This window comes from Roseateles sp. P5_D6, from assembly GCF_054049415.1.
In genome coordinates this window covers 446,275-472,604 of the sequence record NZ_JBFUMK010000001.1, presented here as the reverse complement: position 1 = coordinate 472,604, position 26,330 = coordinate 446,275, and the positions used below count along the sequence as shown (strand labels likewise).

Genomic DNA, 26,330 nt, shown 5'->3' with positions numbered 1-26,330 from the left:
GCGCTGACCCAGGCCGGCGCACCCAGGCGCCAGACCCGGCCGGTCGCGTCGCGCGCCTCCACGCCGCGGCCGGCGACTTCGCGCACGTCCGCCCAGCTGCCGGCACTTCCGTCGGCCAGCGCCTGCGCCACCGGGTGGCGCGACAGCCCGGCCAGGCTGCGGGCGACGTTCAGCAGCGCGTCGGCATCGGCGCCCTGGGCCCAGTGGCGACGCAGCTGCAGCCGGTCCTCGCTGAGCGTGCCGGTCTTGTCGAAGACGACGGTGTCGATGGCGCACAGCCGTTCCAGCGCCGCCAGGTCCGTCAGCAGCAACCCGCGCCGAGCCAGCGCGCCGCTGGCCGCGAGCCAGGCCGCAGGCGCGGCCAGGGTCAGCGCGCATGGGCAGGTGACGATCAGCACGGCCACGGCCACTGCGATGGCGCGTGAAGGATCCAGCCACCACCAGCCGACGCCCGCCAGCAGCGCCAGCAGCAGCACGACCGCCGTGAAGCCCGCAGCGACACGGTCCAGCACGCCGTTGACAAAAGGCCGCTGGCTCTGCGCCTGCTGCATCAGTCGCACGATGCCCTGCGCCGTCGTGTCTGCACCCACGCGCAGCACGCTGACGATGAGCGAGCCGTCGAGGTTGATGCTGCCCGCCACGACCGCATCGCCCACCGTCTTGGCGACCGGCGCGGATTCGCCCGTCAGCAGGGCCTCGTTGGCCCAGCCCTGGCCGGACAGCACACGGCCGTCGGCCGCGAAGGCCTCGCCGGCCACGACGCGGATGCGATCACCCACGCGCAGCGCCTCGGGCGCGACGCGTTCACTGCTTCCGTCCTCGCGCAGCCGCTCGGCCGCCGTTGGCAACGCGCCGGCGACCGCTTCCAGCGCATCCGCCGCACGATGCCGCGCCCCCAGTTCGAACCAGCGCGCCAGCAGCAGCAGCGCGACGAACATCGTCAGCGAATCGAAGTAGACCTCGTGGCCCAAAGGCCCGCCGGGGTCGAACAAGGCGCCGGTGCTGGCCACGAAGGTGACGGCGATGCCCAGCGCCACCGGCACATCCATGCCCAGCCGCCCTGCCCTGAGCTGCCGCCAGGCGCCAACCATGAAGGGGGCGGCCGAAAAGACCATGACAGGCAGCGTCAACACCCAGCTGGCCCAGCGCAGCAGACGGTCCAGGTCGGCGCTGAGCTCACCCGGGGCGGCGACATAGGCCGGCGTCGCCATCATCATGACCTGCATCATCAGGAAGGCGGCGACAAAGAGCCGCCACAGGGCCTGGCGCCTTTCCTGCCTGCGCAGCTCGCGCGCCGGCGCTGCGACGTCGGGCGTGGCCCGGTAGCCCGCCACCTGCAGCGCGGCCAGCACGTCGGCGAGCGTGAGCTGTGAAGGCAACCACTGCAAGGCCAGCCGGGCCGACGCCGGATTGACGCTGGCACCGCGCACGCCCGGCAGCGTCAGCAGCGCCGCTTCGATCAACCCCGAGCAGGCCGCGCAATGCATGCCCGCCACCTGGAACTGCGACAGCGCCACACCGCCCGGGCCATCGGGCCAGGTCGTGAAGGGGGCGAGGAGGCGGGCGTCGGCATCAGCCGCACACAAGCCGGGAGGGGGTGCACTCACGCCGCCAATCTAGATGGCCCGCCCCGCCGCCCCCATGACCTGGGTCAAGCTTTTGCGGGAACACATATTGCGTGTGCTCCACCGCCTGCAGCACTTCAGGAGGTCACTCATGTCGGATCTGTCGATACCCGTGGACGCCGCCAACGACGCGTCCGCCACACAGTTCTCCCATGTCAAGCCCGGGGACACGCCCTGGCGCCCCGACGGCCTGAGAGATTTCTTCCTCTACCGCGACCTGGGCGTGGCCGAGGCCACGGCGGGCAAGGTCATCGCGCACCTTGTGAAGGCGAACATGGCCCCTCAAAAGGGCACGGGATGGCACCGCCATGAGGCGGAGTTCCAGATCGTGCTGATGACCAAGGGCTGGGCCAAGTTCATGTACGGCGACCAGGTGACGCTCGTCGAGGCCGGCGACTGCGTGCACCAGCGCCCCGGCATCGTGCATTACCTGTTCGACTACTCGCCGGACATGGAGTACCTGGAGATCGTCTCGCCGGCGGACTTCAAGACGGTGGACGCGCCGGCGCCTTGTGAAGTGCCGGCGCCTTCGACCTGGCCCTAGAAATCCATGTCGAGCTGCTCGATCTCGTCCGGCTCCAGCCGGGCCGCGGCCGTCCACTCCTTGAGCTCCGGCATGGCGCTGATGGCCTTGCAATAGGCCATGCAAGCCGGGTTCAGCGGCACGTCATAGGTCATGAAGCGCGTGACGACCGGCGCAAAGAAGGCGTCGGCCGCACCGCGCTTGGCACCAAACAGATAGGGGCCGCCGTAGCGCGCCAGGCAGTCGGTCCAGATCTCGGTGATGCGCTCAATGTCGGGCTTGGCCCCGGCCCAGATCTTGTGGCGCGGAAAGTGGCCCTTGAGGTTCATGGGCAGCGACGCGCGCAAATTGGCAAAGCCGGAGTTCATCTCGCCGCAGATGGCCCGCGCATGGGCCCGCGCGACGCGGTCCGCGGGCCACAGGCCGGCTTTGGGGAAAAGCTCGTTCAGATACTCGGCAATGGCCATGTTGTTCCAGACCGTCACGCCGTCATGCCGCAGGCAGGGCACGCGGATGGACGGCGCCAGCAGCAGCAGTTCCTTGCGCGCATCCTCATCGTCAGGCGAGACCATGATCTCATCGAAGGCCAGGCCGGCGAAGCGCGTCAGCAGCCAGCCGCGCAGCGACCACGAGGAGTAGTTCTTGCTGCTCAGCGTCAGCGTGGCCGCCGGTGTCGCGGCCTTGGATTTGCGCGCCGGCGCTGGAGCGGTTTTCGCCGCCTTGGCGGCGGGGCGGGTCGGCGTGGCAACGGGCATGGCGTCTCCTTCTCGGTCTGGGCACCCCATCGACGCAAGGCCCATGCCATGCTGGCGCGCTCCTTGCGTCGCTCCTGGCATCACCGGCCTTGCAGGAGCAACCATGTACCCCGCCTACCAGGCCCATACCGATCTGCTGTGGCCGCTGCGCATGGCCACGCGCATGTCGATTCCCTTCCTGCAGCAGCCCGGCATTGCTGACGCCAGCTGGCTGCCTGCGCGCCAGTGGTCGGCGGCAGGCAAGGTCTTCGAGCTGGCTCAGATCACCCACACCCGCCCGCCCTGGCGCATTGGTGAGATCGTCAGCGGCGACGAGCGCTGGCCTGTCACCGAAGAAGCCACGCTGACCACGCCCTTTGCGACGCTGCTGCGCTTTCGCAAGGAAGGCGCGCCTGAGCAACCCAAAGTGATGGTGGTGGCGCCGATGTCGGGCCACTTCGCCACGCTGCTGCGCGAGACCGTGCGCACGCTGCTGCAGGACCATGACGTCTACATCACCGATTGGCACAACGTGCGCGACGTGCCGCTGGCGGCCGGCCGCTTCGGGCTGGACGAATACACCGGCCACCTGATCGACTTCCTGGCCGCCATCGGCCCGCAGGCTCATGTGGTGGCCGTCTGCCAGCCCTGCGTCAGCGCACTGGCAGCCGTGGCGCTGATGGCCGAGGACGACCACCCCGCCACGCCAGCCAGCCTGACGCTGATGGCCGGCCCGATCGACTGCCGGGTCAGCCCCACCGCCGTCAACGAACTCGCCACCAGCAAGCCCATCTCGTGGTTCAAGAAGAACCTGATCAGCCATGTGCCCTGGCAGCACGCGGGCGCGGGGCGGCGCGTCTACCCGGGCTTCGTGCAGCTGTCGGCCTTCATGAGCATGAACAAGGACAGGCACACCAACGCCTTCAAGGACTACTACAAGCACCTCGTCGCCGACGAGTTCGACAAGGCCGAGGTCACGCGCGTGTTCTACGAGGAATACCTGGCCGTGGCCGACCTCGCGGCCGACTTCTACCTGGAAACAGTGGAGCGCGTCTTCCAGACCTACGACCTGCCACGCGGCGAGATGTTCTTCAGGGGCCGGCGTGTGAACCCGGCGGCCATCCGCCGCACCGCTTTGCTGACCGTGGAGGGTGAGCGCGACGACATCTGCGCTGTCGGCCAGACGCTGGCCGCCCAGGACCTCGCCAGCAGCCTGCGCGCCTATATGCGCACCCACTACATCCAGCCCAACGTCGGCCACTACGGCGTGTTCAGCGGGCGGCGCTGGCAGCACCAGGTCTATCCGCTGGTGCGGCACGTCATTCAGGTGTCGCAATAGGCGCCCCTCGCCCAGTTGCGCGTCGCTGAACGCGAGCGCATCTGGTCGGTCCCCCGAGGGGACGGCGATGCTCTCGGCATCGAGCCGAGAGCACATCGCCAACGCGGGCCGGCTCGGGAGCGGCCCAGCGCTCGGCCCGAAAGGCCGAACCAACGAAAAAGGCCGGCATCGGCCGGCCTTTGTTCGGGGCGAATCGCTCAGGCGAAGTTGGCTTCAGCGAACTGCCAGTTCACGAGATTGCTCAGGAAGGTCTCGACGAACTTGGGGCGCAGGTTGCGGTAGTCGATGTAGTAGGCGTGTTCCCACACGTCGACGGTCAGCAGCGCCTTGTCAGCGCCGGTCAGCGGCGTGCCGGCGGCGCCGGTGTTGACGATGTCGACAGAGCCGTCGGCCTTCTTCACCAGCCACGTCCAGCCCGAGCCGAAGTTGCCAACGGCGCTCTTGACGAAGGCTTCCTTGAAGGCGGCATAGCTGCCCCACTTGGCGTTGATGGCGTCGGCCAGCGCGCTGCTGGGCTCGCCGCCACCTTGCGGCTTCATGCAGTTCCAGAAGAAGGTGTGGTTCCAGATCTGGGCGGCGTTGTTGTAGATCGGGCCCGGGTTCGGTGCCTTCTTGATGATCTCTTCCAGCGTCAGGGCTTCGTACTCGGTGCCCTTTTGCAGGTTGTTGAGGTTCACGACGTAAGCGTTGTGGTGCTTGCCGTGGTGGAACTCCAGCGTTTCCTTGCTGTAGTGCGGGGCCAGCGAGTCGATCGGGTAAGGCAGCGGGGGCAGCGTGTGTTCCATCGTGGAGTCCTCAGGTGTTGGGGGGAAGGGAAACGCAAAGATTGTAGGGAGAGCCAATCACCCCTGCGGCGAAGGCTGTACCCCCAGAACGCGCAAGTCGAGGCTGCCGTCGGCCAGCACCGCGCGCACCTCGGCGCCGGGCAGCAAGGCATGCACGGACGTCACCGCGCCGCCGGCGCCGTCGTCCAGCCAGGCGTAGCCGCGCGCCAGCACATGCTGCGGGTCCAGGGCCTGCAGGCGGGCCTGCAGCGCGTCCAGCCGAGTGTGCTGACGCGCCAGGATCTCGTGGTGCGCGCGTTCATGGCGCTGCTCCAGGTGGGTCAGCCGCTGGCCCTGCAACTCGACGCGCCGGCGCGGCGCCGCGCCGGCACGCTGGGCCAGCAGATCCAGCAGGCGCCGTTGCCGGGCCAGCACGTCACTGGGGCGGGACAGGCGCAGCGCGAGTCGATCCAGGCGCTGGGCGAGGGTCTGCAGGCGATGGTCGATGCGCAGGGTCAGGCTGCGCTCCAGCGCACCGAGGTGCTGCAGCAGGCTGGCGCGCGACGGCGCCGCCAGCTCGGCGGCGGCCGTGGGCGTGGGCGCGCGCAGGTCTGCGGCCAGGTCACACAGTGTCACGTCGGTCTCGTGGCCGACGCCGCAGACGATGGGCAGGGCCGAATTGGCCACCGCGCGGACGACGCGTTCGTCATTGAAGGCCCAAAGATCCTCCAGCGAGCCGCCGCCGCGCACCAGCAGCAGCACGTCGACCTCGGCCCGCTCGTTGGCGCGCCTCAGCGCTTCGACCAGCGCCGGCGGCGCTTCGACGCCCTGCACCGGGCTCGGGTAGACCAGCACCTCGACCTGGGGCGCTCGCCGCGCCAGCGCCGTCAGCACATCGTGCAGGGCCGCACCGGCCGCCGACGTGATGACGCCGATGCGGCGCGGGTGGGTGGGCAGCGCGCGCTTGGTGTCGGCATCGAACAGGCCCTCGGCCGTCAGCCGCGCTCGCAGCGCGAGGAACTGCTCGTACAGCGTGCCGGCACCGGCACGGCGCATGGCCTCGACGACGAACTGCAGCTCGCCGCGCGGCTCGTAGACGGCGACGCGGCCACGCACCTCGACCAGCACGCCTTCGGCCGGCGCAAAGTCCAGCATGGCCGCAGCGCGGCGGAACATCGCGCAGCGCAGGCTGGCGGCCTGGCCGTCGGCGTCCTTCAATCCGAAATAGCAGTGGCCGCTGGCGGCGCGCGTGAAGCCAGTGATCTCGCCGCCAACGGCGACGACCGAGAAGCGTTCAGCCAGGCTCTGGCTCACCGCCTCCAGCAAACCAGCCACGCCCCAGACACGACGATTTGAAGCGGCTTCGCGGGGCTCAATCACGCGCAAACCCAATGCCGGCGCGGGCCGGGAAGTCCACAGCCGCGCCAATACTGGGCTGGCGGGCAATTTCGGCTCATTTCGCCCGTCACAGAGCTGTCATGAGCACATAAGGCCTTGTTTTTCAATTCGAATTCCACTGCTCAAACTTGAGGCAACTTGTCCAAGGCCTTGATTTGACGGCCTCTGCAGGCCAGCGCCGCTGCGTTGCCCACAAAGTTATCCACAGTAACGGTGGATTGTGAGAACGCTTTCGCAGTGGCGGAGATCGGCCGAGGCGTGCAAGGCTGGGGCCATAATCCCGCGCACTCATCCGGCCGTCAGCGGCCGTTTTTGTGACCGGCCTGCTGGCCTTTTCATCGACGGGGACGCCCTTGTTTTCGATCATACAAGCCGCCGGTTGGCCGATCTGGCCCTTGCTCCTGTGCTCCGTGGTGGCCCTGGCCCTGATCATCGAAAGGCTGTCCAGCCTGCGCGCCAGCCGCATCCTGCCGCCGCGGCTGCTGGAGGACGTCATGAACGTCAGCGCCCAGCAACTGCCCGCGCCCGACATGGTCGACCGCCTGGCCGAAAACTCGCTGCTCGGCGAGGTGCTGGCTTCCGGCCTGCGCGCCGTGACTGCCGAGCCGCAGATGCCCGAGGGCAAGCTGCGCCTGGTGTTCGAATTTGCCGGCCGACGCGCCGTGCACCAGCTCGAGCGCTACATGAACACCCTGGGCACCATCGCCACGGCCGCGCCGCTGCTGGGGCTGATGGGCACCGTGGTCGGCATGATCGAGATCTTTGGCAGCCAGACACCCGGCGGCGGCAACCCCGCGCAGCTGGCGCACGGCATCTCCATCGCCCTCTACAACACGGCCTTCGGCCTGATGATCGCCATCCCCTCGCTGATGTTCTACCGCTACTTCCGCGGCCGCATCGAGGAGTACGTGCTCGAGCTCGAAGCGGCGGCAGACCGCTTGCTGGGCCAGCTGCGCCGCTACACGGCCTGAAATGGACTGCCCCTCCTCTGGTCTCGCCCCGCTGAACGCGGGCGCGCCCAACCGGTCCCCCGAGGGGACGGCGATGCTTGCGGCATTGAGCCGCAAGCACATCGCCTGCGGGCCGGCTAGGGGCGGCCCGGCGCCGGTCCGCGGCGTGAGGCGCTGCACACAACGGATGAACTGACATCATGAGATTCCGCTCCCCACACCGCGAGCCGCCGGAGATCAACCTCATCCCGTTCATCGACGTGCTGTTGGTGATCCTGATCTTCCTGATGCTGTCAACGACCTACTCCAAGTTCACCGAGCTGCAGATCACCCTGCCCTCGGCCGATGCGGAGAAGCTCAAGGACCGGCCGCAGGAGGTCATCGTCGGCATCGCCGCCGATGGCCGCTTCGTCATCAACCGCCAGCCGGTGGAAGGCCGCTCCGTGGACATCCTGATCGCCGCGCTGCGCCAGGCCTCCGGCGGCAACGCCGACGCGTCGCTGATCATCTCGGCCGACGCCGCCACGCCTCACCAGGCCGTCATCAACGTGATGGACGCCGCGCGCCGCGTCGGCCTGACGCGTGTCACCTTCGCTGCCCAAACCGACGCTCGCTGACCGCCTCCAGCAAGAGTGGCTGATCGGCGGGCCGCTGTCGGTCGCCCTGCTGCCGCTGAGCTGGCTCTACCGCACGCTGCTGGCGCTGCGCCGGTTGGCCTATGCCATCGGTTTCAAGCGCGTCGAAACGCTGCCTGTGCCCGTCATCGTCGTCGGCAACTGGATCGTCGGCGGTGCCGGCAAGACGCCGACGACGCTGGCCCTGCTGGCGATGTTGCGCACGCGCGGCCTGCGCGCTGGCGTCGTCTCGCGTGGCTACGGGCGCGAGAGTGACGGCGTGCGTCTCGTCACTGGTGTATCGACGGCCCGTGAAGTCGGGGACGAGCCCCTGCTCATCCATCTGCGCAGCGGCGTGCCGGTGGCGGTCGGCCGCGACCGCGTCGCCGCGGCGCGCGCCTTGTTGGCTGCCGAGCCCGGGCTGCAGCTGCTGGTCAGCGACGACGGCCTGCAGCATTGGCGGCTGCCGCGTGCCTTGAGCCTGCTGGTGTTCGATGAGCGCGGCCTGGGCAATGGCCGCCTGCTGCCCGCGGGCCCCTTGCGCCAGCCGCCTGCGGCGCTGGCGGCTGACGAGCTCGTCGTCTACAACGCGCCGCAGCCGAGCACCGCCCTGCCCGGCTTCGTCGCCGGGCGCCGCCTGGCTGGCGCGGTGACGCTGGCCGACTGGTGGGCCGGCAAACCGGCGCAGATGGACACGCTGCTGGCCTTGCGCGAGCGGCCGGGGCTGCTTGCCGTTGCCGGCGTGGCAAGGCCGCAGCGCTTCTTCGACATGCTGGCAGCGCTTGGATTGCGCTTTGACAGCCTGGCCCTGCCCGACCACGCCGACTTCGCGAGCCTGCCTTGGCCCCCCGACGCGGCCGCCGTACTGCTGACCGAGAAAGACGCCGTGAAGCTGCCGCCCGAGCGCGTCGGCGCCCTGCCCGTCTGGGTCGTGGCGCTAGACTTCTCGCCCGGTGCCGGCTTCGAGGCCGCGCTGGACACCCAACTGCAAAAACTCTTCGCTCTCGCCTGATGGATCAACGCCTCATCGAAATGCTGGTCTGCCCCCTGTGCAAGGGGCCGCTGACGCTGCTGCGTGAAGGTGCCGGACTGGAATTGCCGGCCCTGGCCTGCCGCGCCGACCGCCTGGCCTTCCCCGTTCGCGACGGCATCCCGCTGATGCTGGAGAGCGAGGCCAAGGCCTGGGACCCGGACGCCCCCGCGCCACCGGTCGTGCTGGCACCGTGAGCGCCGCGCCGGGCCGCCCCAAGCAAGCTCGCTCCCGCTTGGCGGGAGTGAGCCCGGACATGGGATGCCCTGTGGGCATCCCATGCCTGGCGAACGCCTGGCCGCGCTGTCGGCCAGGCAAGGCCGCAGGCCGAAGGGTGCACCAATGACCTTCACCGTCATCATCCCCGCGCGCCTGGCATCGACGCGGCTGCCGAACAAGCCGCTGGCCGACATCGCCGGCCTGCCGATGATCGTGCGCGTTGCCCGGCGTGCCGCCGAGTCCGGTGCCAGCCAGATCGTCGTGGCGACCGATGCGCCCGAAGTCGCGGCCGCCTGCGCCACCCACGGTGTGCGCGCGCTGATGACGCGGGCCGACCATCCGTCCGGTAGTGACCGTCTCGCCGAAGCCGTCGAGCAGCTCGGGCTGGCTGACGACGCCGTTGTCGTCAACGTGCAAGGTGACGAACCGCTGATCGCACCGGCCATGATCGACGCCTGCGCACTGATGCTGGCCGCCCAGGCCGACTGCGTGATGGCCACCGTCGCGCATGCGCTGACCGATCCTTCTGAGTTCGCGAACCCGAATGTCGTCAAGCTGGTCACCGACAAGGCCGGCCGTGCGCTGTATTTCTCACGCGCGCCCATCGCCTGGTGGCGCGACGGCGGCGGCCAGCCCAACGGCGCGCTGCGCCATGTCGGCCTGTATGCCTACCGCGCCGGCTTCCTGCGTCGCTTCCCCACGCTGGCCGTCAGCCCCCTGGAGCAGATCGAGTCGCTGGAGCAGTTGCGCGTGCTCTGGCACGGCGAGCGCATTGCCGTGCACGTGAGCGACGAGCGGCCCGGCCCCGGCGTGGACACGCCCGAGGATCTGGAGCGCGTGAGGCGTCTCATCGAGGGTTGACGCGGGTCTGCGGCGTCAGGCTCAGATAAGGCCGCATGCGATACTTGACCGCTGATTTATGCAGGACTTTTTCACAGTCCTGACGAGACGAGGAGACCCATGCGATTGATCCTTCTGGGCGCGCCAGGCGCCGGCAAAGGCACCCAAGCTGCCTTCATCTGCAAGCAATTCGGCATTCCGCAGATCTCCACCGGTGACATGCTGCGCGCCGCTATCAAGGCCGGCACACAAATGGGCCTGGCCGCCAAGGCCGTCATGGATTCGGGCGCCCTCGTCAGCGACGACATCATCATCGGCCTCGTCAAGGAGCGCATCGCCCAGGACGACTGCGCCAAGGGTTTCCTCTTCGACGGCTTCCCGCGCACCATCCCTCAGGCCGATGCAATGAAGGCTGCCGGCGTCAAGCTGGATTACGTGCTCGAGATCGACGTGCCCTTCGACGCCATCATCGAACGCATGAGCGGCCGCCGCGTGCATGTGGCCTCAGGCCGCACCTATCACGTCAAGTTCAATCCACCCAAGGTCGAAGGCAAGGACGACGAGACCGGCGAGCCGCTGGTCCAGCGGGAGGACGACAAGGAAGAGACGGTCAAGAAGCGCCTGGATGTCTATTCGGCCCAGACCCGGCCTCTGGTCGACTACTACTCGCAGTGGGCCGCCACGGGCGATGCCAATGCACCCAAGTACCGCCGCATCGAAGGCGTCGGTTCGGTCGACGACATCATGAAGAAGGCCCTGGCCGCGCTGGCCTGAGCGTTCTCACCCCAAGAACAAGCCGCGGCGCGCATGCCCCGCGGCTTTTTTGTCGTCCACAATTGACGTTTACGTCAACCGTTCCCCATACCCAGGAGATCCTCATCATGGAAATTGCAGGCAAGGTGTTCATCGTCACCGGCGGCGCCTCGGGCCTCGGTGAAGGCACGGCCCGCATGCTGGCGGCCCACGGTGCCAAGGTCGTCATCGCCGATCTGCAGGCCGAACGTGGCCAGGCCGTGGCCGCCGAGCTCGGTGGCCTCTTCGTCAAATGCGACGTCAGCCAGGAGGCTGATGGCCAGGCTGCCGTCGCTGCAGCCACGGGCCTGGGCAAGCTGGTCGGCCTCGTCAACTGCGCCGGCATCGCGCCGGCCATCAAGACAGTCGGCAAGGACGGTGCCCACCCGCTGGCGGCCTTCAGCAAGACCATCACGGTCAACCTGATCGGCAGCTTCAACATGATCCGCCTGGCCGCCGAGGCCATGGCCAGGAACGAGCCAGAACCGACTGGAGAGCGCGGCGTGCTGATCTCGACGGCGTCGGTCGCGGCCTATGACGGCCAGATCGGCCAGGCGGCCTATTCGGCGTCCAAGGGCGGTGTGGTCGGCATGACGCTGCCCATCGCCCGCGACCTGGCCCGCAACGGCATCCGCAACATGACCATCGCCCCAGGTATTTTCGGCACGCCGATGCTGTTCGGCATGCCCCAGGAGGTGCAGGACGCGCTGGCCGCGAGCGTCCCCTTCCCGAGCCGCCTGGGCAAGCCCGAGGACTACGCCAAGCTCGTGCACCAGATCGTCACCAACGACATGCTGAACGGCGAGGTCATCCGCCTGGACGGCGCGATCCGCCTGGCACCGAAATAACGCCCCTCGTCCTGTCTCGCCCTGCTGCACGCGGGCGCGCCCAGCCGGTTCCCCGAGGGGACGGCGATGCTTGCGGCATCGAGCCGCAAGCACATCGCCAAGCGGGCCGGCTCGGTGAACTGGAGTCGGACACAAGCAGTCCCTGCGGACTGCTTGTGCCTACGGAAGGCCATGGGCCTCTGGCCCATGGCAGGCCCAGCGCTCGGCCCGGAATACCAGTATCGAACGGGCAGCGGAATGAAAAAGGGCCTGTTCGCACCAGGCCCTTTTCATTTAGAGATCCCCAACGATCAGCGCTTGGCTGAACGCGACTGGATGACCCACAGGCGCGCCAGGTCAGCGGCGCCTTCATTGCCCTTGACCGATTTCCAGGCCGCCTGTGCCTTGGCGCTTTCGCCAGCCAGCTGGTGGGCCAGGCCGAGGTAGAGCTTGGCGTCTTCGGGGCGCTTCAGATCGCCCTTGGCGATACCTTGTTCGATCTGCTCGATGCCCTTCTTGGCGTTGCCGCCAAAGGCATTGGCCAGCCCCAGCTTGACGAACTCGTTGCCGTCCTTGGCATCCGCGGCAGCCTTCTCGTTGGCCGCTGCAGCGGCCTTGGCTTCGCCAATTTTCTTGACCATCAGGTCGGCCAGGCGCTTGTGGCGGGCGCCTTCGGCCCCCTGACCCAGCACGCCCGCGGCCATGCCCTTGTCAACGACCTGCTTGCCCTCTTCCGGATAGCCGGCCTGAGCGGCCAGCTGGGCCATCTCCATGTAGTCCTCGGCACCGCGCGACATGTTGCCCGTGACCAGGCGCAGGCGATAAAGATCCAGCGCGTAGCGGCTGCTGTCGAAGCTCTTCTTCTGCGGCAGGCCGCCCAGGATCTGGGCCCACAGTTTGGGATCCGGATAGAAGTTCAGCAGCTTCTCGGTCGCCACGGATTCCGCGTTGCCGTCGCCCTTCTTCTGGGCCGCGAACAGCAGCAGGTTGAGCTTGTCCTTGGGTGGCGCACGGCCGGCACGCTCGTCGGCAGCGATTTCGTCCAGCGTGTCCTTGATGGTCGATGTCATGTCGCCGGACAGGAACTGCGCGTTCTGCTGCACCTGCTTCATGGTCGGGCTGTTGCCGCCTTCCTTGAAGTAGCGCTGCGCCCAGGTCAGGGCCTTGCCGTTGTCGCGGTTGCGCAGATAGGTGCCGGCGATGGCCTCCATGTACTGCAGCTGCTGGGCCTGGCCCAGCTTGCCCGCGCCTTTGAGCACGTCAAAGGAGCGCGCCATCGTGTCGGGATCGTTGGCGCCCATCGCGGCGGAGAAACGCACGCCTTCGATGGCATTGGTTTCGCCGGCGGTGCGGCCACCCACGGCTTCGGCATCGCGCAGCTTGCCCAGCGCTTCCTTGTACTTGCCGGCCTTGACCAACTTGCTGGCCTCGGTCAGCGGCGTGCCGACTTCCTTGCGCACGCTGTCCTGGGCGGCCGCCTGGCTGAAGCCGAACTCCGCGCCGGGCGCGCCGTTCAGGGTCAGGGCCAGGGCGCCAACGGCGACGGCCACCATGGTTTTCAGAGTCTTCAACTTGCTCTCCTGCAAAGCAAAAACGCGCCGCCCTTTCGGGCAGCGCGCATCACAGTATCGTGGTCAGCGGTCCCGCAGACGTCACTTGACGAATTGCTCGTTACCAACCATGCCCATCTTCTTGACGCTGTTACGCTGGGCCGAGGCCATTACCGCCGCAACGACGCCGTAGTCCACCAGCTTGTTCGGCTTGATATGGATTTCAGGCTGATCGCTGATCGGCATCGCGCCGATTTCCTGCATCTTGGCGTCGACTGCGTCCTTGCTGTTCGCCAGCGCAGCTTCATCCCAGTAGACAGTGCCGTCGAAGTCGATCATGACGGTGTGCACGACCGGGTCTTGCTGAGGCGGCGTCGTGCTCGGCGGTGGCATGTCCAGGTTGACCGTATGCAGCTGGATGGGGATGGTGATGATGAGCATCACCAGCAGCACCAGCATCACGTCAATCAGCGGCGTCGTGTTGACGTCCATCATGACTTCGGGGTCACCATCTCCCGACGAACTTCCGACATTCATTCCCATGTTTGACTCCTGGGATCAGTTGCGAGCCGGCGGCTCGGTGACGAAGTTGACCTTCATGATGCCGGCACGCTGGCTGGCGAAGATCACGCGACCGACCGACTCGTAGCGCGCCTTGTCGTCGCCGCGAATATGGACCTCGGGCTGCGGGTTCTTGACCGATTCCTTGCCGAGGCGCTTCACCAGCTCCTCCATGTCGGGAATCAGCTTGGTACCCCAGTAGACTTCGCCGTCCTTGGCGACCGAGATTTCGATGTTTTCCGGTTTGGTGACGCGAATCTGGTTGGTCTCCTTGGGGAGATTCACCGCGATCGACTGCGTCACCACCGGCACGGTGATGAGGAAGATGATCAACAGCACCAACATCACGTCCACGAGGGGCGTGGTGTTGATGGTCGAGACCACCTCGTCATCGCCGGAAGAGGATCCGACGTTCATGCCCATGGCATTGGCTCCTTTACGAGCGGCTGCTCAGGGATGAATTAGCGCTTGGCGACCGAGCGGTTGCCCATCAGCACGCCGTGCAGATCGCCGGCGAAGGAACGAACCTGGCTCATGACACCCTTGTTGCGGTTCACCAGCCAGTTGTAGCCCAGCACGGCCGGAACGGCGACGACCAGACCGATAGCGGTCATGATCAGCGCGGCGCCCACGGGGCCGGCGACCTTGTCGATGGAAGCCTGGCCAGCCAGACCGATGGCGGTCAGCGCGTTCAGGATGCCCCACACCGTACCGAACAGGCCGATGAAGGGAGCGGTCGAGCCGACGGTCGCCAGGAAGCCCAGGCCGGCGGAGATCTTGGTGTTGACGTCGGCAACGGCGCGGTCGACGTTCATCGTCACCCAGCTGCTGTGGTCGATGTTCTCGGTCAGGGCGCCCTCATGGTGCTCCGAAGCCTCGATGGCGGTGGTGGCGATGTAGCGGAAGGCGCTTTCTTCCTTCAGGCTGCGGATGCCATCGGCCAGGCTGGCCTTCTTGAAGAAGGTGGCGCGGACTTCCTTGGCTTCGGAGGACAGCTTGCTCGTGTCCCACAGGCGCACGACCAGGATGTACCAGGAACCCATGGACATCATGGCCAGGATGAACAGCACGACCTGGTCGACAACGTTGCCATGGGCAACGATGTTGGCCAGACCATAGGGGTTGTCTTGCGGCTTGGAGGCGGCAGCAGCCGGAGCGGCGGCGGCGTCAACCACGGCGGCCGAGGCGGCGTCGGCCGGCTTCTGATCTTGCGCGTGGGCAGGCGAAACGGCCAGGGTCGCGACCATGGCGATGGCGGCAAGGAAGCCGGTGATGCGAGAAATCATGGAGTCAACTCCTAGGAAAAATTCTGTTTTGATGCGGTTCTGAAAGCGCCGGTCTGGCGCCGGGTTCTAAGCAGGTCTCTTAGTCGATCTTGAACTGGAACTCCTGCTCGAACACGTGATCGCCCGGGCATTCGTAGGTATCACGCAGAGTAGCTTCGATGGCCTGGATCAGGGCGCGCTGCGCCTTGCGATCCACGCCACCACGCTGCGAGGTGATTTCAACGGCTGTGACACGGCCTGCCTTCACGGTGGCGATAGCCTTGTACAGAGCTTCGCCGCTCCAGTTGACCGACGGCATTTCAGGCTTGCCCATCTTGGTGCAGACCATGGCCGCCTTGACGGGGCCAGTGCGAGCAGGCGGAGGCGGTGCAGCGACCACCGGCGGCGGCGCCGGGCGAATGTCGGCGGCTGGCGGTTGAACCTGCGTGGAAACGATGGCCGGGGCCGGCGGCGCGGGTGCGGTCACCTGGAACTCGGGCGGCGGCACGAAAGGCGGAGGCGGCGCCTTGAGATCCGGCGGCGGAGGCACCACCTTCTCTGGCGGCGGCGGCGGTTTGACCTTCTCTTCGATCACCTTGACGTCGATGGGACCGGTGACCTTCTTGACGATATCGCGAGCCAGACCGCTGGCCAGCGCGTAGATGGCCACGACGTGGATCAGGACGACGATGCCGAAGCCCGTGAACCGGGATGCGCCCTGCTTCTCCTGCGCAAAATTCATGCGCGCTCCTTCTTGCAACTACAAATCACAGTCAATGACTCTTCTCGGACAAGCGGCCACCGCCACGGCGAAAGTTGCGCTCCTGCCGTGAACTGGTTCCCGAAGGGCGTGGATTCTAAATCGCGGAAGCAACGATTCCGCCTCGTCGAAAACACGCAGTGCCGCCGGTGTGTAAAGCCTCTTTACACCTGTTCAAGGCAAAAAAAACGCCCGGTGGCAGTAGAGCCGTCGGGCACGCGTTTCATCGCCACGAACCAGGCGCAGCGAGAGACTACACCACCGGCCAAATCTGGCCATGCCGGCATCTTAGCCGTCGCTTTTGTCACGACTTCCTGGGGCTAACCCGGGCAAGCGAAACAGCGCGATTACATGCATCTGGACACAAAAGGCGGACAAAGCCGGAGGGTTCAGGCGAGGCCACCCTTTCAAGCAGCAATCAACCACCCGGTGATGGCGTTGCGTTGGCCCTGGGCAAACGGCGGCACATAGGAGACGAAGTGGGTTTGCGGCACTGCAAACAGCGAGAGTGAATTGAAATGCGGGAAGAAGCTGTCGCTGACGGTGCCGTCGCGCTCGCTGAAGTTCAGCAGACCACCCCAGTCCGGTCGCCATTGCCGCGTCAGGTTGATGACATAGGCCAGGCGTCGGTCTTCGACGTCAACGTGATCGTCGTGGGCGAGCAGGAAGCTCCCCGGGGCATACATCGTCGCCTGGGCGTACACGCGGTTGACCTCCCGCACGCCGGTGATGTCGCGCATCACGTTCAGAAAGTTCTCATCGGCCATCCAGCGTATGAAACGTGCCAGTAGCCCGGTTTCGCCGCGATTCATTGCATCCGCGAGGGATTCAGTAAAAAAGGAGAACTGAAATTGGCGGCGGGCGACTTCCATGATGCCGTTGCTCAGATGGCTTCGCTGGTTTTCACCGAGCCCGCGCAGTTGCTCGCCCGTCAGCCGACGGTCGCCCTCAGCGTCGCGATAGCACAAGCTCCAGTCGATAGCTTCGACGGCGCGAGCCAAGGCATCGGCGACATCCGGTTTGAAGAAATCGCGGATCAGTAGGCGGCGGTCACGGCCGAACTGTGCAGTGAGCTGGTTCAGGTCGAGAGCCGGATTGATGTAGTCCATGGAAAGGTTGAACGTCAATAAAAAAGCAGGCCCGAAGGCCTGCTGGATTCTGTTCGATCGATGCGGATCAGAACTTGTAGTTGGCGCGCACGTAGAAGCTGCGGCCCTTGACGTCGGCGTAGGTCGGGTCGAAACCGACCTGGAAATAGTCTTCCTGGACCGTCGTCGGCGGCTTTTTGTCGAGCAGGTTCAAGACGCCGGCTGTAAGGACCAGGTTCTTCACGCCCTTGTATTGGCCCTGCAGGCTCCACAGGTCGTACTTGGGCACGTGACGCACCTCGTCGTAGTCGCGATAGCCGCTTTGACGGAAGTAGCGAACGCCGCCTGCCCAGGCGTCGGTATCCCAGTCGAGGCTGACGTTTTGCTTGACTCGCACCACCGGGCCACCCCGCAGGTACTTGCCCAAGGTGTCTTCAACATCACCCGTCACGACATTGGTTTCGCTACTCTTGGTGACGATAGTCGCTTCCCAGCTCGGTGTGAGGCTGCCCATCGCGGTGCGAATGCGGTACTTGGCCGAGAGGTCGAAGCCCGAGACCTTGGCCTGGCCGACGTTCTCCAGCGAAGCCTCGACGTGGTCGAGATAGCCCTGGGCGTTCTTGACCAAACGGCTGGAGTAGACCGAGGTGCTGGTCGTAGCGCCGGTCTGGTGGGAGAACCAGTCCTTCAGGATGTCGTCGCCGCTGAGTGCCTTGATGCCGTCCGTGATCTTGATGTCGAAGTAACCCACTTCCATCGACAGATCCTTGATCGGCTCAAAGACCATGCCGATCGTGGCGGTCTTGGACTTCTCAGGCTTGAGGTTGCGGTTGCTGTTGTTGATCACCGTCAGCTGCGTGTCGCAGTAGTTGGGATCGGGGAACTGCGCGCAGCCCTTGAGGGTGTTGTAGTACGGATCGGTGAAATTGCCGCCCGTGTTGGTGCCGGCCGAAGGTGCATACAGGTTGTCCAGCGCGGGAGCGCGGAAGCCCTTGCCCACCGAGGCACGCACCAGCAGTTCCTTCATCGGCGTCCAGCGCAGGCTGAACTTGGGGCTGGTGGACGACAGATTGGGCGAGCTGAAGGAACCATCACGCGACTCACCCTTGGCGCCGCTGTAGCGGTCGCCACGAACGGCAGCATTCAGTTCCAAGTTCTTGATGACCGGCAGGTTCAGCTCGGCGTAGATGCCCGTGGTCTTGCGTTCGCCACGCACCTTACCGGCGTTGCCCGAACCACCCACGATGTCGCCGGAGCCGGCGATTTCGGAGTAGCCGTCCAGATACTCTTCCTTGCGGATGTCCAGACCCGCGGCGATGGCGGCGTTACCGCCGGCCATCGCGAACAGTTCGCGCGTTGCGGACAGGTCGAAGGCATTCAACGTCGTCTTGGAGGCGCGGTTGTTGCCGTGCAGTTCGGCTTCCTTCAGCAAGGCCAAACCGACCGCGTCGTTCGGGCCAAAGGGATTCACGTTGCCGGTTTTGAGCACGCGCACCAGTTGCGTGTCAGAGAAATTCCCAGTCAGGAAGTCTTCGCTGGCCTTGGAAGTGGCCTTCATCAGGCCGACCTTGTAATCCCAGCCTGCGAGCTGGCCCTCAGCACCCACGAGGGCGCGGGTCATGCTGTTGGTCACGCTGGTCAGGCGCTGGCCGCCGTCCACCATGCGCCAGGCGATGACGAGGTCACCGCGATAGCCCTTGCTGCTGGACGCGTCCACGGCAGCAGTGGGGTAGTACTTGCCGCCAGCCGGGTACAGGTAGTCGTCGCGGCCCGTGGTGCTCGAAGGCGTTTGCGACGAGCCCAGAATGATCTCGTTCTTGGAGTAGGACAGCTCGGCGAACAGCTGGTGATCGGAACTCAGCTCGGCCGTGCCGCGCACCAGACCGCCGATGCGTGTGGATGCGGGGACGATGTCGATCTTGCTGGTGTAGTCGTAGCGGCAGTTGGCGCCGCCCGGGAAGCTGTCCGGCAGCACACAGGTCGGGAACTTGGCGACACCGGGGATGTAGGCACCCGTCGTGGCGTTGTAGGCGTTGGCCGGGAAGGTGTTGCCCGAAGACTTGACAACGCCGATGTCCGGACGATTGCCGGTCGCGGCGAAATCGCGGTCCGCCGCGCGGATCACGTCGTATTCCTGGAAGCTGAAGGTGCCCAGGATGTTGAACTTGTCCTTGGCCAGGTCGCCAAAGCCGATGCCACCCTGTGCCGAGGCGATCTTGCCGCCGATGCCCTGGGGTTGCTCGTAGCCGGCCGTCACTTCACCGCCGCGGAAATCCTTGCGGGTGATGAAGTTGATGACGCCGCCGATGGCGTCGGAGCCATAGGTCGACGAGGCGCCGTCGCGCAGGATTTCGATGCGCTCGATGGCGGCCAGGGGGATGGCGTTCAGGTCAACGCCGGCGCCGGCGAAAGGGTAGATTGCCAGGCGGCGGCCATTCAGCAGCACCAGGGTGCGCTCGCGGCCCAGGCCGCGCAGCGAGGCGCCGGTCTGGCCGGTGGCGGCGGAGTCGCCGATGGACTCACCGAGGGAGCGGCCACCGCCGTTGTTCGAGCTGAGGCGGTCGACCAGTTCCTGGACATTCGAGGCGCCGGACTTGTCGATGGATTCGCGCGTGACGATGGTCAGCGGCACAGCCGTTTCAGCGTCGATGCGCTTGATGCTGGAGCCAGTGATCTCGATGCGTTCCAGCTTTTGTGCGTCCTGAGCCAGCGCGCTCGTTGCGGCCAAGGCCAGGACGGCGCTGGTGATGATGGATTTTTTGAACATTGACACTCCTGAATGGATGGATGCCCGCCTTTGTGGTGAGGCGGTGCTGGCCCTGGGTAGGGCCGATCCTTGGCCTGAGCGATCAGCTCAGATTTGGGGTGCCGGAAGTTTGTGCGGTCGCAGCATCGCCCCCCTCCCCGTACATGCACCTAGGACCGCGCCAATCGGCGGTAAGCCATTGATACGAAACGGTTTCTCGGAGTTACGAGGCCTAGTGTCAAACCCTAGCCGTTGTCTACGCGCGACGTGATCGAGACCAACCGGGGCACCGCCTTCAGTAAAACTTGCGTAAAGCTTGCAGTTGGCTGTCTGAGTACTTCATCACACCTTCCGCGCTCGACGATGCGGCCCGCTTGCATCACGGCGACCTCATCAGCGATGTACTCGACCACGCCAATGTTGTGCGTGATGAAGAGATAGGCTAGGCCCTGCTCGCGCTGCAGTTCGCGCAGCAGATTGAGGATCTGGGCCTGCACGGAGACGTCCAGCGCCGACGTCGGCTCGTCGCAGACGATAAGCCTGGGCTCGACCGCCAGCGCGCGGGCGATGGCGATGCGCTGGCGCTGGCCGCCGGAGAACTCATGGGGCCAGCGCTGCAGGGCGTCGCGGCGCAGGCCGACCTGGTCGACCAGGGTGTGCAGGCGCTCGCGGCGGGCGGTGGCGTCGAGGTCGGGGCGCAGCGCGATCAAGCCCTCCTCCAGCACGTCGGCGACGCGCATGCGCGGGTTCAGCGACGCGAACGGGTCCTGGAAGATGATCTGGATGTGGCGCCGCGCCTGCTGCAGCGCCGGACCGGCCAGCTTGAACAGGTCCTGGCCTTCGAAGAGAGCCTGGCCGCTGATGCTGGCCTGTCGGCGCAGCAGTTGCACGATGGCCTTGCCCGAGGTCGTCTTGCCGCAACCGGATTCGCCGACCAGGGCCAGCGTGCGGCCGGCATGCAGCTGGAAGCTGATGCCGTCCACCGCGTCGAAATGACGCGGGCCGCGGTGAAAGAGCGGCGCCTTCAGCGCGAAGCGCACGCGCAGGTCGCGCACGTCCAGCAGCGGCTCGCCCTGCCCCGGCGCCGCTGCCATCAACACCCTGGCGACCGCAGGCTCTCGCGGCAAGGCCTCGCCCGGCTGGCTGTAGAGCAGGCAGCGCACCTGGTGCTGCGGGCCTTCTTCGGCCAGCGCCGGTGCCGTGGTTGCGCAGTGGCTCATGGCCTTGTCGCAACGCGGCGCAAAGCGGCAACCGGCGAATCCCATCCACAGCGGCGGCACCATGCCGGCGATGGCCGCCAGCGGCTCGCCGCGCCGGGCAGCACCGGGCAAAGCCTGCAGCAGCAACCGGGCATAGGGGTGCTTGGGCGCCGCGAAGAACTCGGCGGCCGGCGCCACCTCGATGATCTGGCCCGCATACATCAGCGCCACTCGGTGGGCCATGCCGCTGACGACGGCCAGGTCATGGGTGATCAGCAGCACGCCGAGCTGGCGTTCGCGCTGCAGGTCGCGGATCAGGTCGAGGATCTGCGCCTGGATGGTCACGTCCAGCGCCGTCGTCGGCTCGTCGGCGATCAGGTATTCCGGCTCGGCCGCCAGCGCGATGGCGATCATCACGCGCTGCTTCTGGCCGCCCGACAGGCGGAAAGGATAGTCGTCGATGCGCCGCTGCGGCTCGGGGATGCCAACCCGGGCCAGCCAGTCGATGGCCTTGGCACGCGCCGCGGTGCCGCGCAGCGGCGTATGGGCTTCGATAGCCTCGACGATCTGGTCACCCACGCGCATGACCGGGTTCAGGCTGGTCGAGGGTTCCTGGAAGATCATCGACACCCGGCCGCCGCGCACCTCGCGCATGCGGCTCTCGGGCAGCGCCAGCAGGTCCTGCCCGCCCAGGCGCACGGCACCACCGGCGATGCGGCCGTTCTCGGGCAGCAAGCGCATCAACGCCAGCGCCGTCATGCTCTTGCCGCAGCCGCTCTCGCCGACCAGCGCAAAGGTCTCGCCGCGCGTCAGTGCGAGATGCAGGCCGTCGATGGCACGCACGAGGCCCGCGTCGGCATCCAACTGGACCCGCAGGTCGTCGATCTCAAGCATCGGCGCCCCCCTTGCGCTGGAAGACGCGCGGCCGGGTGGAGCGGGCCTTGGGATCGAAAGCGTCGCGCACGCCATCGGCAAACAGATTGGCTGCCAACACCAGGCCAACCATGAAACCGAAGGCCGCCGCGAAACTCCACCAGACCACCGGGTCGCGCGACATCTCGGCGCGGGCCAGGTTGATCATGCTGCCGAAGCTGTTCATGACCGGATCGACGCCGACGCCGACATAGGTCAGCACGGCTTCGTACAGGATGAGTTCGGAGAAGCTCAGCACGACCGTGATCAGGACCAGGTGCATGACGTTGGGCACGATGTGGCGGGCCATGATCGCCAAGTCGCCAACGCCGAAGGCCGTCGCCGCCTGCACGTAGTCAAGCTCGCGCAGCTTCAAGGTCTCGGCGCGCACAAGGCGGCACAGGCCGGCCCAGCCGGTCAGGCCGAGGATGAGGCAGAGCATCAGCATCTTCAGGTCCGAGCGCTCGGCGGCCGTCTCGAAGAGCTCGGGGTTCTTGTCCAGGAAGACCTGCACCATCAGCACGCAGGCGGCGATCAGCAGCACATTGGGCACCGAGCTCAGCATCGTGTAGAGGTACTGGATGGCCTCGTCGACCCAGCCCTTGTAGTAGCCGGCCAGCACACCGAGCAGCAGCGCGATGGGCAGCGTGGCCAGCGTGGACAGCGCGCCGATGACGAAGGCGGTGCGCACACTCTTGAGGGCCTGCACGAGCACGTCGTTGCCGGTGCGGTCGGTGCCGAAGACGTGGTAGTGCGGCATCAGCGCGATGACGGGCCCGGCCAGCAGCGCGATGACGGCCAGCGTGATCAGCATCGCGCGCAGCGGGTAGTAGGTGCGGTCGGCAGCGAGATCGGCCAGCCCGTGGCGCCAGCCACCGTGATGACGGGCCAGGGCCGCGGCGGTCAGCGCGACCAACACTCCGACGGCCAGCAGGCCGCCCGCCAGGCCCAGGCCAGCGCGCGCAACAACGTCGGCCGACCATTGCGTCGCCGGGTCGGTCAGGTGCGCGCCACCGAACTGCAGGCGCGGGTAGTCGCGGCTCACTTGGCCCTGGGCGTCGGTGACGCTTTCCTTGTTGAAGCCACGCGTGCCCAGCGGCAATGAGTAGCTGACCTCACGCATGCCGATCTGGCGCTGCAGGACCAGGTCGAGCAGCGACAGCGTGCGCGTGTCGTAGACGGCGGCCTCACCTTGGCCCGACAGCAGCGCGTGTCGAAGGTGAATGCTGTCAGCCAGCGTGAGGAGCAGGAAGAGCGCCATGACAACGCCGGCACACGCGGCGACCGGATCACGCAGCACGCGCCGCCACGTCGCACGCAGATTGGCTTGGCGCCTCACTCGCAACGCGTAAGCGACGACGGCCGCTGCCACCAGCCACAGCGCGATGTCGGTCCAGAGCAGCACAAATTTCATGACAGCCTCACCCGCGGATCGACCCAGGTGTAGGCGATGTCGATCAACGCATTGCTGGCGATGTAGAGCAGCGCGCCGAGGAAGACCATGGAACGCACGATGGCGAAATCCTGACCCGTGATGGCCTCGATGACGAAGGCACCCAGGCCCGGTATGCCGAAGAAGCTCTCGAACACCAGGCTGCCAAGGAAAACGTAGGGCAGATAGCTGCCGGCGCTGGTGATGATGGGAATGAGGGCATTGCGCAGCACATGGCGGCTCAGCACCCGGCCCTCGCTCAGGCCCTTGGCGCGTGCGGTGCGCACATAGTCCTTGCCCATCTCCTCCAGGAACATCGCGCGGTACAGCCGCGCCTCGCCACCCAGCCGCGACAGCAGCGACAGCAGGATGGGCAGGGCCAGGAACCTGACCGCATCCAGCCCCGGCGCGAAGCCGTTCATCGGTACCAGCCTGAGCACACGCGCAAACAGAAACTGGCCGACGATGATGTAGAACAGGCTGCTGATGGACAGCATCAGCACGCACAGCACCACGCCCCAGAAGTCGATCTTGCTGTGCCGGAAGAACACCAGCAGCAGCGCGAAGGCGATGCTGACGATGACCTGCAGGATGAACAGAGGCAGTGCCAGCTGCAGGCTGACGCCCATGCGCACCTTGATCTCGTGGCCGATGTTGATGGCCTGGCGCGCATCGCTCTTGCCGAAGTCCAGTGCGAACAGGCTGATGGAACGGTCCCACAGGATGGTGTGCGTGACGCGCTCCGCCCCAGACTTGCTGGCGTCGAAGTACAGCGGCTTGTCATAGCCGCGCTCGGTCTTCCATTTCTCGATCTGCTCCTGCGTGACGCGCTTGCCGCCGATGTTCAGCCGTGCCATGTCGTCGGGCGTGTTGACCGAGAAGAACAGGAAGAAGGTGAAGAGATTGACACCGACGAGGATGGCCAGGCCATAGCCCAGGCGGCGCAGCATGAAGCCCAGCATCAGGCTTTCCTCTCGGTGGCTTGTTCGCGGGCCTGCCAGGCGCGACGCGTCGCGATGAAGACAGCCAGCCCACCGCCTGCCAGCAGCAGCAGCGGCCACCAGACCGGCCGATTCCACTCGGCGATGCTGCGCGTGCGCTCCTGCGCATCCACGCGCAGGTAGCGGGCGCGGTCACGCACGACGACGCCCGGCTTGCCGTTGTGCACCCAGCGCTGGAAAGCCACGCCAGAGTAGCTCCAGAAACCCCAGGCCCATGGCGAGTCCTGGCGGGCGACGTCGTTCATCTGCGCCATGACCCGCGCTTTTTCAGGCCCGTCCTCCAGCGACTGCAGCTTGCGGAACAGGCGGTCGAACTCCGGGTTGGCGTAGTTGGCCGTGTTCTCGCCCTCGTGCAGGCTCTTGCTGTTGGGGCCGTAGAGCAGGAAGAGGAAGTTCTCGGCGTCGGGGTAGTCGGCGAACCAGCCCCACCAGAAGATCTGGTGCTTGCCCTTGAGGATCTTTTCCTGGAACTGGTTGAAGTCGGTCGCGCGGATGTCGAGCTGGATACCGAGCTTGGCGAACTGGCGCACCATCCAGTCGTTCTCGGCCTTGAGTTCGGGCGTGATGACGCGCTGGAAGTCGTAGTTCAGCACCAGCGGCTTGCCGGTCTTCACGTCACGGCCGTCGGGGTAGCCGGCTTCGGCCATCAGCTTGAGGGCGTCTTGCAGCGGCCGGCGCACGGGCTTGCCGTTGACGAGGGTGTGCGTCACCGGGTTGAACTCACCGGGCTCGCCCTCCTTCGATCCGAACACACCCGGCGGGATGGGGCCGTGGGCCGCGTCGCCACCCTTGTCGCGGAAGATGCGGCCATAGCCCTCCTCCCAGTCGATGGCAATCGAGATGGCTTGGCGCAGCGCGCGGTTGCGCTTCTGCTGTTCGGGTGTGTCGCCCTTGCCAACGACCGGGTCCAGCCAGTTGAAGCCGAGGTACCAACTGCTGATGTCGACATCCATCGGCAGCTGGAAGCCACGCTGCTCGAAGAAGGCCCGTACTTCGTCGGAGTCGTCGCGGTCGACCGCGAGGTTCACGCCCCAGTCGGCGCGGTCCATCTCCGGCAGGTCGAGATAGCCCTGCTTGAACAGCTCCTTGATTGGCACCTTCTCCTTCACGTTGATGGCCACGACCTTGTCGACGAAGGGCACGCGCTTGCCGCAATCCGCCAGCCGCCCGGCCTCAGCGTCGCCGGGGCTGCCGTCGCAGGGGTAGGTGTCGGGCCGGTAGTGGGGATTGCGGCTCATCACATGGCGGCGGTCCTGCACGTACTCCGTCATCATGAAGGGGCCGCTGCCCACCGGCCACTGATTCCAGGTCAGCGAATTGGCGGCCATGCCGGGCTGGGCGTAGAAGGCGTCCACCTCCCAGGGGATGGCGGCCGTGAAGTTGGTGGCCAGCCAGTAGCGCCACTGCGGGTAGCGGCCCTTGAGGCGGATGCGCAGCAGGTGGTCGCCCACGGCCTGCGCCCCGGCGAGCGGCCAGCGGCGCAAGTCGAGAAAGGGCTTGTCCGCCAGGCTCTCGGCTTGGCCGGCCAGCTGGCTGGCGCTTTCGCGCTTTATCTGCGCAACATAGTCCTTCAGGCCCAGGACGTGCTCGGAGAACACGGCCTGGACCGGGGTCTCGATGCGCGGGTTGGCGTGGCGCTTGAGCGCATAGACGAAATCCTCGGCGACCACCTCGCGCGTGCCCAGCTGCTTGAAATCGAAGGGGCTGCGCTTGTCACCCAGCTCGCCGGGCGTGAGGTGGTGGTAGAGGTAGCCGCCCTTGGCGTCTTTCGCAAAGGCCGGGTGGGGCGACCACTGCAGGCCCGGGCGGATGGGAATGTCGTAGACCGCCTCGGCGATCTGCTCGTCCGGCGCGTCGTCGGGCAGGCGCTGGCCCTTGGCATCGAGGTAGTAAGGCTGCGCCAGTCCGGCGGCCGCGCGTGGGATCAGCGTGTAGGGCCGCTTCAGCGGGTGGTAGCCGTAGGGCGGCTCGCTGATCTCGTAGGTGTAGGTGCTTTCGGGGGCCGTGTACGACGAGGTCGGATCCAGATAGCGCGGCGAGCGCTCGGCAAAGGCCATGTAGAGCGTGTTCTCGCGCTCGGCGCCGAGAGGATGCGGGCTGTTGTTGCAGCCGGACAGCAGGCCGAACGCCAACGCGCCCAAGGCTCTCACCGCCCAACCGA

The 26,330-nt window shown here is 66.4% G+C and carries 24 protein-coding genes; 9 read left to right on the top strand and 15 right to left on the bottom strand.

Going from position 1 to position 26,330, the window contains the following annotated elements; translation table 11 throughout:
* Positions 1–1,607: heavy metal translocating P-type ATPase (locus ACXJKM_RS02075; protein ID WP_457349920.1), on the bottom strand; the 1,607-nt coding region annotated here is incomplete at its 3' end.
* 109 nt (positions 1,608–1,716) lie between these two features.
* Here ACXJKM_RS02075 and ACXJKM_RS02070 point away from each other — a divergent pair.
* Positions 1,717–2,169: a cupin domain-containing protein gene (locus tag ACXJKM_RS02070; protein WP_457349919.1), complete on the top strand. Its 453-nt coding sequence runs from the start codon at positions 1,717–1,719 to the stop codon at positions 2,167–2,169.
* On the opposite strand, the gene ACXJKM_RS02065 is transcribed toward ACXJKM_RS02070, so the two are convergent.
* Positions 2,166–2,903: a glutathione S-transferase family protein gene (locus tag ACXJKM_RS02065; RefSeq protein ID WP_457349917.1), complete on the bottom strand. Its 738-nt coding sequence runs from the start codon at positions 2,901–2,903 to the stop codon at positions 2,166–2,168. The two genes, ACXJKM_RS02070 and ACXJKM_RS02065, sit on opposite strands and share 4 nt — an antisense overlap.
* A 103-nt stretch (positions 2,904–3,006) precedes the next feature.
* Here ACXJKM_RS02065 and ACXJKM_RS02060 point away from each other — a divergent pair, with 103 nt between their 5' ends.
* Positions 3,007–4,221 (top strand): polyhydroxyalkanoate depolymerase, encoded by a 1,215-nt coding sequence (locus ACXJKM_RS02060; RefSeq protein ID WP_057296435.1) that lies wholly within the window; start codon positions 3,007–3,009, stop codon positions 4,219–4,221.
* Positions 4,222–4,418: 197 nt separating this feature from the next.
* Here the strand turns inward: ACXJKM_RS02060 and ACXJKM_RS02055 are convergent, their stop codons facing one another.
* Both ACXJKM_RS02055 and xseA read right to left on the bottom strand, forming a co-directional pair.
* Complete coding sequence (locus tag ACXJKM_RS02055; RefSeq protein ID WP_056197793.1) at positions 4,419–5,006, bottom strand: superoxide dismutase; 588 nt, start codon at positions 5,004–5,006, stop codon at positions 4,419–4,421.
* A 57-nt stretch (positions 5,007–5,063) separates the two neighbouring features.
* The gene (xseA, locus tag ACXJKM_RS02050; protein ID WP_457349915.1) at positions 5,064–6,365 is read right to left on the bottom strand and encodes an exodeoxyribonuclease VII large subunit; all 1,302 of its coding nucleotides are present in this window, start codon (positions 6,363–6,365) and stop codon (positions 5,064–5,066) included.
* 371 nt (positions 6,366–6,736) lie between these two features.
* Here xseA and ACXJKM_RS02045 point away from each other — a divergent pair, with 371 nt between their 5' ends.
* The 7 genes from ACXJKM_RS02045 to ACXJKM_RS02015 all read left to right on the top strand — a co-directional run bounded on the left by ACXJKM_RS02045 (position 6,737) and on the right by ACXJKM_RS02015 (position 11,676).
* Positions 6,737–7,354 carry a MotA/TolQ/ExbB proton channel family protein gene (locus ACXJKM_RS02045; protein ID WP_056197795.1) on the top strand — a complete coding sequence of 206 codons (618 nt, stop codon included), beginning with the start codon at positions 6,737–6,739 and terminating at the stop codon, positions 7,352–7,354.
* 179 nt (positions 7,355–7,533) lie between these two features.
* Positions 7,534–7,950 (top strand): ExbD/TolR family protein, encoded by a 417-nt coding sequence (locus ACXJKM_RS02040; protein ID WP_056197797.1) that lies wholly within the window; start codon positions 7,534–7,536, stop codon positions 7,948–7,950.
* Entirely contained in the window at positions 7,916–8,959 is a 1,044-nt protein-coding gene (gene lpxK, locus ACXJKM_RS02035) for a tetraacyldisaccharide 4'-kinase (RefSeq protein ID WP_457324277.1), read from the top strand. The genes ACXJKM_RS02040 and lpxK overlap by 35 nt, the downstream gene beginning before the upstream one ends.
* The gene (locus ACXJKM_RS02030; protein WP_056197799.1) at positions 8,959–9,174 is read left to right on the top strand and encodes a Trm112 family protein; all 216 of its coding nucleotides are present in this window, start codon (positions 8,959–8,961) and stop codon (positions 9,172–9,174) included. Before lpxK ends, ACXJKM_RS02030 begins: the two co-directional genes overlap by 1 nt.
* A gap of 145 nt (positions 9,175–9,319) precedes the next feature.
* Positions 9,320–10,057 carry a 3-deoxy-manno-octulosonate cytidylyltransferase gene (gene kdsB / locus ACXJKM_RS02025; protein WP_457349913.1) on the top strand — a complete coding sequence of 246 codons (738 nt, stop codon included), beginning with the start codon at positions 9,320–9,322 and terminating at the stop codon, positions 10,055–10,057.
* 99 nt (positions 10,058–10,156) lie between these two features.
* Positions 10,157–10,810 carry an adenylate kinase gene (gene adk / locus ACXJKM_RS02020; RefSeq protein WP_056197803.1) on the top strand — a complete coding sequence of 218 codons (654 nt, stop codon included), beginning with the start codon at positions 10,157–10,159 and terminating at the stop codon, positions 10,808–10,810.
* A gap of 107 nt (positions 10,811–10,917) precedes the next feature.
* Positions 10,918–11,676, top strand: a complete 759-nt coding sequence (locus ACXJKM_RS02015; protein WP_056197804.1) for a 3-hydroxyacyl-CoA dehydrogenase — start codon at positions 10,918–10,920, stop codon at positions 11,674–11,676.
* A 290-nt stretch (positions 11,677–11,966) separates the two neighbouring features.
* On the opposite strand, the gene ACXJKM_RS02010 is transcribed toward ACXJKM_RS02015, so the two are convergent.
* The 11 genes from ACXJKM_RS02010 to ACXJKM_RS01960 form a co-directional block, all read right to left on the bottom strand.
* Positions 11,967–13,226 carry a hypothetical protein gene (locus ACXJKM_RS02010; protein ID WP_157281626.1) on the bottom strand — a complete coding sequence of 420 codons (1,260 nt, stop codon included), beginning with the start codon at positions 13,224–13,226 and terminating at the stop codon, positions 11,967–11,969.
* Positions 13,227–13,307: 81 nt separating this feature from the next.
* Positions 13,308–13,748, bottom strand: a complete 441-nt coding sequence (locus tag ACXJKM_RS02005; RefSeq protein ID WP_200955287.1) for an ExbD/TolR family protein — start codon at positions 13,746–13,748, stop codon at positions 13,308–13,310.
* Positions 13,749–13,763: 15 nt separating this feature from the next.
* On the bottom strand, positions 13,764–14,189 hold the full coding sequence (locus tag ACXJKM_RS02000; protein ID WP_457349910.1) for an ExbD/TolR family protein: 426 nt from the start codon (positions 14,187–14,189) through the stop codon (positions 13,764–13,766).
* 38 nt (positions 14,190–14,227) lie between these two features.
* The gene (locus ACXJKM_RS01995; RefSeq protein WP_056197812.1) at positions 14,228–15,052 is read right to left on the bottom strand and encodes a MotA/TolQ/ExbB proton channel family protein; all 825 of its coding nucleotides are present in this window, start codon (positions 15,050–15,052) and stop codon (positions 14,228–14,230) included.
* Positions 15,053–15,131: 79 nt separating this feature from the next.
* Positions 15,132–15,773: a hypothetical protein gene (locus tag ACXJKM_RS01990; protein ID WP_056197813.1), complete on the bottom strand. Its 642-nt coding sequence runs from the start codon at positions 15,771–15,773 to the stop codon at positions 15,132–15,134.
* Between the two features lie 425 nt (positions 15,774–16,198).
* Complete coding sequence (locus ACXJKM_RS01985) at positions 16,199–16,900, bottom strand: 2OG-Fe(II) oxygenase (RefSeq protein ID WP_457324272.1); 702 nt, start codon at positions 16,898–16,900, stop codon at positions 16,199–16,201.
* Positions 16,901–16,967: 67 nt separating this feature from the next.
* Complete coding sequence (locus ACXJKM_RS01980; protein WP_457349908.1) at positions 16,968–19,646, bottom strand: TonB-dependent receptor; 2,679 nt, start codon at positions 19,644–19,646, stop codon at positions 16,968–16,970.
* Positions 19,647–19,870: 224 nt separating this feature from the next.
* Complete coding sequence (locus tag ACXJKM_RS01975) at positions 19,871–21,718, bottom strand: ABC transporter ATP-binding protein (protein WP_457349906.1); 1,848 nt, start codon at positions 21,716–21,718, stop codon at positions 19,871–19,873.
* A complete protein-coding gene (locus ACXJKM_RS01970) occupies positions 21,711–23,150 on the bottom strand; it encodes an ABC transporter permease (protein WP_457349904.1) in 1,440 nt (479 codons plus the stop codon). Before ACXJKM_RS01970 ends, ACXJKM_RS01975 begins: the two co-directional genes overlap by 8 nt.
* Positions 23,147–24,130: an ABC transporter permease gene (locus ACXJKM_RS01965; protein ID WP_457349902.1), complete on the bottom strand. Its 984-nt coding sequence runs from the start codon at positions 24,128–24,130 to the stop codon at positions 23,147–23,149. Before ACXJKM_RS01965 ends, ACXJKM_RS01970 begins: the two co-directional genes overlap by 4 nt.
* The gene (locus tag ACXJKM_RS01960) at positions 24,130–26,319 is read right to left on the bottom strand and encodes an ABC transporter substrate-binding protein (protein ID WP_457349900.1); all 2,190 of its coding nucleotides are present in this window, start codon (positions 26,317–26,319) and stop codon (positions 24,130–24,132) included. Before ACXJKM_RS01960 ends, ACXJKM_RS01965 begins: the two co-directional genes overlap by 1 nt.
* Between the last annotated feature and the right edge of the window lie 11 nt (positions 26,320–26,330).

What these genes read in the sequence shown, in the direction of transcription:
- ACXJKM_RS01980 (WP_457349908.1), bottom strand. Translation starts at nt 19,646, where the DNA reads ATGTTCAAAAAATCCATCATCACCAGCGCCGTCCTGGCCTTGGCCGCA.
- ACXJKM_RS02060 (WP_057296435.1), top strand. Translation starts at nt 3,007, where the DNA reads ATGTACCCCGCCTACCAGGCCCATACCGATCTGCTGTGGCCGCTGCGC.
- ACXJKM_RS01970 (WP_457349904.1), bottom strand. Translation starts at nt 23,150, where the DNA reads ATGAAATTTGTGCTGCTCTGGACCGACATCGCGCTGTGGCTGGTGGCA.
- kdsB (WP_457349913.1), top strand. Translation starts at nt 9,320, where the DNA reads ATGACCTTCACCGTCATCATCCCCGCGCGCCTGGCATCGACGCGGCTG.
- ACXJKM_RS02015 (WP_056197804.1), top strand. Translation starts at nt 10,918, where the DNA reads ATGGAAATTGCAGGCAAGGTGTTCATCGTCACCGGCGGCGCCTCGGGC.
- ACXJKM_RS02000 (WP_457349910.1), bottom strand. Translation starts at nt 14,189, where the DNA reads ATGGGCATGAACGTCGGATCCTCTTCCGGCGATGACGAGGTGGTCTCG.
- ACXJKM_RS01995 (WP_056197812.1), bottom strand. Translation starts at nt 15,052, where the DNA reads ATGATTTCTCGCATCACCGGCTTCCTTGCCGCCATCGCCATGGTCGCG.
- ACXJKM_RS01965 (WP_457349902.1), bottom strand. Translation starts at nt 24,130, where the DNA reads ATGCTGGGCTTCATGCTGCGCCGCCTGGGCTATGGCCTGGCCATCCTC.
- adk (WP_056197803.1), top strand. Translation starts at nt 10,157, where the DNA reads ATGCGATTGATCCTTCTGGGCGCGCCAGGCGCCGGCAAAGGCACCCAA.
- ACXJKM_RS02040 (WP_056197797.1), top strand. Translation starts at nt 7,534, where the DNA reads ATGAGATTCCGCTCCCCACACCGCGAGCCGCCGGAGATCAACCTCATC.
- ACXJKM_RS02055 (WP_056197793.1), bottom strand. Translation starts at nt 5,006, where the DNA reads ATGGAACACACGCTGCCCCCGCTGCCTTACCCGATCGACTCGCTGGCC.
- ACXJKM_RS02005 (WP_200955287.1), bottom strand. Translation starts at nt 13,748, where the DNA reads ATGGGAATGAATGTCGGAAGTTCGTCGGGAGATGGTGACCCCGAAGTC.
- ACXJKM_RS01990 (WP_056197813.1), bottom strand. Translation starts at nt 15,773, where the DNA reads ATGAATTTTGCGCAGGAGAAGCAGGGCGCATCCCGGTTCACGGGCTTC.
- ACXJKM_RS02070 (WP_457349919.1), top strand. Translation starts at nt 1,717, where the DNA reads ATGTCGGATCTGTCGATACCCGTGGACGCCGCCAACGACGCGTCCGCC.
- ACXJKM_RS01985 (WP_457324272.1), bottom strand. Translation starts at nt 16,900, where the DNA reads ATGGACTACATCAATCCGGCTCTCGACCTGAACCAGCTCACTGCACAG.
- ACXJKM_RS02030 (WP_056197799.1), top strand. Translation starts at nt 8,959, where the DNA reads ATGGATCAACGCCTCATCGAAATGCTGGTCTGCCCCCTGTGCAAGGGG.
- ACXJKM_RS02065 (WP_457349917.1), bottom strand. Translation starts at nt 2,903, where the DNA reads ATGCCCGTTGCCACGCCGACCCGCCCCGCCGCCAAGGCGGCGAAAACC.
- ACXJKM_RS01975 (WP_457349906.1), bottom strand. Translation starts at nt 21,718, where the DNA reads ATGCTTGAGATCGACGACCTGCGGGTCCAGTTGGATGCCGACGCGGGC.